Here is a 5,582-nt window from a genome sequence, read left to right as displayed (position 1 = left end):
AATATAGGCCGTCTGAAAGCCACGCTTATCAATGCCGGTATTCCAACCATTTTCCTGAATGCCGCAGATTTGGGCTATACAGGCAAAGAGTTGCAAGACGACATCAACAACGATGCCGCAGCCCTGGAAAAATTTGAAACCATCCGCGCATATGGCGCGCTGAAAATGGGTTTGATCAGCGACGTATCCGAAGCCGCCACCCGCGCCCATACTCCGAAAGTCGCTTTTGTCGCCCCTGCGGCCGATTACACCGCTTCAAGCGGTAAAAACGTCAAAGCTGCCGACATCGACTTATTGGTACGCGCGCTGAGCATGGGCAAATTGCACCACGCCATGATGGGCACCGCTTCAGTTGCCATCGCTACCGCCGCCGCCGTGCCCGGAACGCTGGTCAACCTTGCAGCCGGAGGCGGAGCGCGTAAAGAAGTCCGCTTCGGTCATCCATCAGGTACGCTGCGTGTAGGTGCCGCCGCTGAATGTCAGGATGGGCAATGGACGGCTACCAAAGCAGTTATGAGCCGTAGCGCACGCGTGATTATGGAAGGACAAGTCCGAGTGCCGGAAGATTGCTTTTAAGTTTTCAGACGGCCACGCCATTAAACAAGGCCGTCTGAAAACCAAATAAGCAGATTTTAGTTGGGTAGCGATACCTGCAATGGAGATTAGGATTGGGCATGAAGCCTGACTAAACACCAAACCAAAGGCAATCTGGAAAGCTCTCAAATGTTTTTGCTCTTTTCAGACGGCCTGAAGCCAAAAAAACAATCAAAATTCAAAGGAGAAACACCATGTCCGACCAACTCATCCTCGTTCTGAACTGCGGCAGCTCCTCGCTCAAAGGCGCCGTTATCGACCGCAAAAGCGGCAGCGTCGTCCTAAGTTGCCTTGGCGAACGCCTGACCACGCCCGAAGCCGTCATCACTTTCAACAAAGACGGCAACAAACGCCAAGTTCCCCTGACCGGCCGTAACTGCCACGCCGGTGCAGTGGGTATGCTGTTGAACGAACTGGAAAAACACGGCTTGCACGACCGCATCAAAGCCATCGGCCACCGCATCGCCCACGGCGGCGAAAAATATCACGAGTCTGTCCTCATCGACCAAGACGTCCTTGACGAACTGAAAGCCTGCATCCCGCTCGCCCCGCTGCATAACCCTGCCAATATCAACGGCATTTTGGCTGCGCAAGAGCACTTCCCGGGTCTGCCTAATGTCGGCGTGATGGATACTTCATTCCACCAAACCATGCCGGAGCGCGCCTACACTTATGCCGTTCCGCGCGAATTGCGTAAAAAATACGCCTTCCGCCGCTACGGTTTCCACGGTACCAGTATGCGTTACGTTGCCCCTGAAGCCGCACGCATCTTGGGCAAACCGTTGGAAGAGATCCGCATGATTATTGCCCACTTAGGCAACGGCGCATCCATTACCGCCATCAAAAACGGCAAATCCGTTGACACCAGTATGGGCTTCACGCCGATCGAAGGTTTGGTAATGGGTACGCGCTGCGGCGACATCGACCCGGGCGTATACAGCTATCTGACTTCACACGCCGGTTTGGATGTTGCCCAAGTTGATGAAATGCTGAACAAAAAATCAGGCTTGCTCGGTATTTCCGAACTCTCCAACGACTGCCGTTCTTTGGAAATCGCCGCGGATGAAGGTCATGAAGGCGCACGTTTGGCTTTGGAAGTCATGACTTACCGCCTTGCCAAATATATTGCTTCGATGGCTGTGGCTTGTGGCGGCGTTGACGCGCTTGTGTTTACCGGCGGTATCGGCGAAAACTCGCGTAATATCCGTGCCAAAACCGTTTCCTACTTGGATTTCTTAGGTCTGCACATCGACACCAAAGCCAATATGGACAAACGCTACGGCAACTCCGGTATCATCAGCCCGACAGGTTCTATGCCGGCTGTTTTGGTTGTTCCAACCAATGAAGAGCTGATGATTGCCCACGATACGGCTCAGTTGGCCGGTTTTATGGAAGAAGCAGGCTAGGGCGGAGATTTGCTTAGACCATAAACAATAAAAAAGTGCGGATTCATTATCCGCACTTTTTTAATTACATCTTAATCAAGCCACTTGGGTTTGATGTTCGTCGCCATTGCGCTCACGAACTGCGCCCAAACGGTAAACGGTTTCGCCTTGTTCGCTCAAGAATGCCTGTACTGCATCGGCATCTTCTTTGGCAATGATAACAACCATGCCGATACCGCAGTTGAAGGTACGGTACATTTCTTGGGTTTCCACATTGCCTGCTTTTTGCAGCCATTGGAACAGTTTAGGCAATTCCCACGCTTTGGCATCGATTTGTGCAACGGTATTTTCAGGCAAAACGCGAGGTACGTTTTCGGTAATACCACCGCCGGTAATATGGGCCATGCCTTTAATGGTGAATTTTTCCAAAGCGGCAAGGATAGGTTTTACATACAGGCGGGTAGGGGCGATGATGGCTTCGCGCAAGGTTTTGCCGTTGTCGAATTCCGCATCCAAATCGGGGTCGTCGCGCTCGATGATTTTGCGTACCAAAGAGTAGCCGTTGGAGTGTGCGCCGTTGGAAGCCAAGCCCAAAACAACGTCTCCGGCCTGAATGCTGCGGCCGTTGATGACGCGTTCTTTTTCAACCACGCCGACAGCAAAACCGGCCAAGTCGTATTCGCCTTCGGGATACATGCCCGGCATTTCGGCAGTTTCACCGCCAATCAAAGCGCAACCGGATTCTTCGCAGCCTTGGGCAATGCCTTTAATCACATCAGTCGCGCGGGCAACATCCAGCTTGCCGCAAGCGAAATAGTCCAAGAAGAACAAAGGTTCAGCACCTTGAACCAAAATGTCGTTGACGCTCATGGCAACCAAATCGATACCGACAGTATCGTGTTTATCCCAGTCGAATGCCAGTTTCAGCTTGGTGCCGACGCCGTCCGTACCGGAAACCAATACCGGATTTTTGTATTTTTTGCCGATTTCGACCAAAGCGCCGAAACCGCCCAAATCACCCAACACTTCAGGGCGCATTGTACGCTTGGCAAAAGGTTTGATGTTTTCGACCAGTTGATCGCCTGCGTCGATATCCACGCCTGCGTCACGATAGCTCAAAGAAGTGCTCATTGGATTTCCTTATTCGGGTATGGGTAGATTGTCGGAGCGTATTTTATCTTAAATTGGAGGATTCAGGCTGAATTTTTTGGCATTATTGTCAACAATTTTTATTTTATCTTAATAGCCTCGCGCGTTCAGACGGCCTTTGTGAATCTGTTATACTGCTTATTGATTTTGAAAACCTTAAGCATCAATTTGGGGAATACCTTTTTATGTATCAAAAGAGAACGCGCGGCGCAAAACCGTGGATTATTATGGCTTGCGTCATCGCAGCCTTTATTTGGCTTTTATATGCCTTGGGCGATGTTTTGACGCCGTTTATTGTGGCCGCCGTTTTGGCCTATGTTTTGAATCCCTTGGTCGAGTGGCTGCAATTGAAGCGTATCCGCCGCGCGCCGGCCTCTATGATTATTATGGCGTTTGCCTTACTGGTATTGCTGTCGTTGGTACTGATTATCGTACCTATGTTGTTGAACCAGTTTAACAATCTGGCCGAACGCCTGCCGCAAATCGTAGGCTTTGTTCAAAACAAACTGCTGCCGTGGCTCAACAGCGTCAGCGGGGATTATATTCAAATCGATCAAGAATCAATCATCGCATGGTTGCAGTCGCATACGGATGAGTTAAGCAATACGCTCAAAGCATGGATTCCGACCTTGATGCGTCAAAGTGGCAACGTCATCAGCGGCGTCAGCAATTTGGTGTTGTTGCCTTTGCTGCTGTATTACTTCTTGTTGGATTGGAAACATTGGTCTTCCGGAATCAGCAAATTGGTTCCGCGTCGTTTTATCGAGACCTACACGCGTATCAGTGGCAATATGGACGAAGTTTTAGGCGAGTTTCTGCGCGGCCAGCTGATGGTTATGATGATTATGGGCTTGGTTTATGGCTTGGGCTTGATGCTGGTCGGTTTGGATTCCGGCTTTGCCATCGGTATGATTGCCGGTATTTTGGTATTTATTCCGTATTTGGGCGCATTTACCGGCCTTTTACTGGCAACAGTTGCTGCGCTTTTGCAATATGGCTCATGGCAGGGCTTGTTGATGGTCTGGGCTGTATTCGGTGTCGGACAATTCTTGGAAAGCTTTTTCATTACGCCTAAAATCGTCGGCGACCGCATAGGTTTGTCGCCTTTCTGGGTGATTTTCTCGTTGATGGCTTTCGGACAACTGATGGGCTTTGTCGGTATGCTTGCCGGTCTGCCGCTTGCCGCCGTAACATTGGTTTTATTGCGTGAAGGTGCATCTACCTATTTCGGCAGCCGTTTCTACAAACATAAATAAATCAATAATATTAAGGCCGTCTGAAATCCAAGTTTCAGACGGCCATTGATAACAAAGGAAGTCTATATGTTAGCCATTATCGGCGGCAGCGGTTTGACCAAACTGCCGGAACTCGAAATTACTGAACGAAAAATCGTACGCACCCCATACGGCTTAACCAGCAGCCCTATTTTGTTCGGCAGGTTGGGGCGCTTGGATATTGTTTTCCTTGCCAGACACGGCTTCAGCCATACCATCGCGCCGCATGAAATCAACTACCGCGCCAATATTTGGGCGTTACATTCTTTAGGCGTTGAAAACATCATTGCCATTTCTTCAGTCGTCGGTATCAATCCCGATTTTGAAAACGGCAGTTTGGTGTTGCCGGATGATTTGATCGACTATACCTATGGCCGTAAAGATACTTTTTTTGAAGGCCAAGAATGTCCGGTTGTCCATACCGATTTTTTCAACCCTTATTGCGGTGAATTGCGACAAGAATTGTTGAATATCACGAAAGCGCACAATGTGCCGATTTACGACTCCGCCGTTTATGGCTGCTTGCAAGGCCCACGTCGTCCAACCCGCGCAGAAATCGTCCGTTATCGACGTGACGGCGTAGATGTACTCGGTATGACCGGCATGCCCGAAGCCGTTTTGGCTAGGGAGTTAAAAATGGCCTATGCCCACTTTTGCAGTGTCAGCAGCATTGATTGCTTTGATAATGGAAAAGGAAATGACGGCTGTAACGAACAGGTTTCTATGACAATGACGAAAATCCGACGATTATTGAATGGTTTGTAACTGATAATGCCGTCTGAAATGATGTTTTCAGACGGCATTGTTTTATTTAAGAAGCCGTTTCACGCGCCCAATGGGGCAGGGAGGCTTTTTGTTTGCGGAACGAAGCAAGTTGCATGCCCCGACATTTTTCAAAAATTAATTCAACCCCGCTTTGCAGCTGCAAAATCAAATTGGTATGCGTTTCCGTTTTAATAAAATCAATATTGCGTTGCACCAAGCGCTGAATGACGGCATAAACATCAAGGCAGCCATTTGCAAAAAACCACGGATTCAACTTTACCCAACGGCCTCCGCTTAATGCAGCATCAGGCTGAAAATCAGCACGAATCTGTGTTAAACGATTGTCGGAGAAATGCAGTTCGATATCGCCATAAAGCCAAATATTCCAGCCTTTTTGCACCAACAAGCCTTTAGG

At 49.4% G+C, this 5,582-nt stretch carries 6 protein-coding genes; 4 read left to right on the top strand and 2 right to left on the bottom strand.

Going from position 1 to position 5,582, the window contains the following annotated elements:
• Nucleotides 1-576: PrpF domain-containing protein (locus ACTHSP_RS17190; RefSeq protein ID WP_440346528.1), on the top strand; the 576-nt coding region annotated here is incomplete at its 5' end.
• A gap of 212 nt (nucleotides 577-788) precedes the next feature.
• Entirely contained in the window at nucleotides 789-2,000 is a 1,212-nt protein-coding gene (locus ACTHSP_RS17185) for an acetate kinase (protein ID WP_049351031.1), read from the top strand.
• A 75-nt stretch (nucleotides 2,001-2,075) separates the two neighbouring features.
• Here ACTHSP_RS17185 and purM read toward each other — a convergent pair whose 3' ends face one another.
• Entirely contained in the window at nucleotides 2,076-3,110 is a 1,035-nt protein-coding gene (gene purM, locus ACTHSP_RS17180; protein ID WP_049351030.1) for a phosphoribosylformylglycinamidine cyclo-ligase, read from the bottom strand.
• Nucleotides 3,111-3,313: 203 nt separating this feature from the next.
• On the opposite strand from purM, the gene ACTHSP_RS17175 reads away from it, so the two are divergent.
• Both ACTHSP_RS17175 and ACTHSP_RS17170 read left to right on the top strand, forming a co-directional pair.
• Complete coding sequence (locus ACTHSP_RS17175; protein ID WP_440346527.1) at nucleotides 3,314-4,384, top strand: AI-2E family transporter; 1,071 nt, start codon at nucleotides 3,314-3,316, stop codon at nucleotides 4,382-4,384.
• Between the two features lie 66 nt (nucleotides 4,385-4,450).
• On the top strand, nucleotides 4,451-5,167 hold the full coding sequence (locus tag ACTHSP_RS17170; RefSeq protein WP_049328661.1) for an S-methyl-5'-thioinosine phosphorylase: 717 nt from the start codon (nucleotides 4,451-4,453) through the stop codon (nucleotides 5,165-5,167).
• Between the two features lie 46 nt (nucleotides 5,168-5,213).
• Here the strand turns inward: ACTHSP_RS17170 and ACTHSP_RS17165 are convergent.
• Nucleotides 5,214-5,582: hypothetical protein (locus ACTHSP_RS17165; RefSeq protein ID WP_440346526.1), on the bottom strand; the 369-nt coding region annotated here is incomplete at its 5' end.

The sequence above is a fragment of the Neisseria sp. P0001.S005 genome, assembly GCF_051963715.1.
Note: the sequence above shows the minus strand (reverse complement) of the source record. Positions and strands in the feature narration are given on the sequence as shown.

Excerpts from the sequence above, each read along its gene's own strand:
- ACTHSP_RS17185 (WP_049351031.1), top strand. The coding sequence starts at position 789 with ATGTCCGACCAACTCATCCTCGTTCTGAACTGCGGCAGCTCCTCGCTC.
- purM (WP_049351030.1), bottom strand. The coding sequence starts at position 3,110 with ATGAGCACTTCTTTGAGCTATCGTGACGCAGGCGTGGATATCGACGCA.
- ACTHSP_RS17175 (WP_440346527.1), top strand. The coding sequence starts at position 3,314 with ATGTATCAAAAGAGAACGCGCGGCGCAAAACCGTGGATTATTATGGCT.
- ACTHSP_RS17170 (WP_049328661.1), top strand. The coding sequence starts at position 4,451 with ATGTTAGCCATTATCGGCGGCAGCGGTTTGACCAAACTGCCGGAACTC.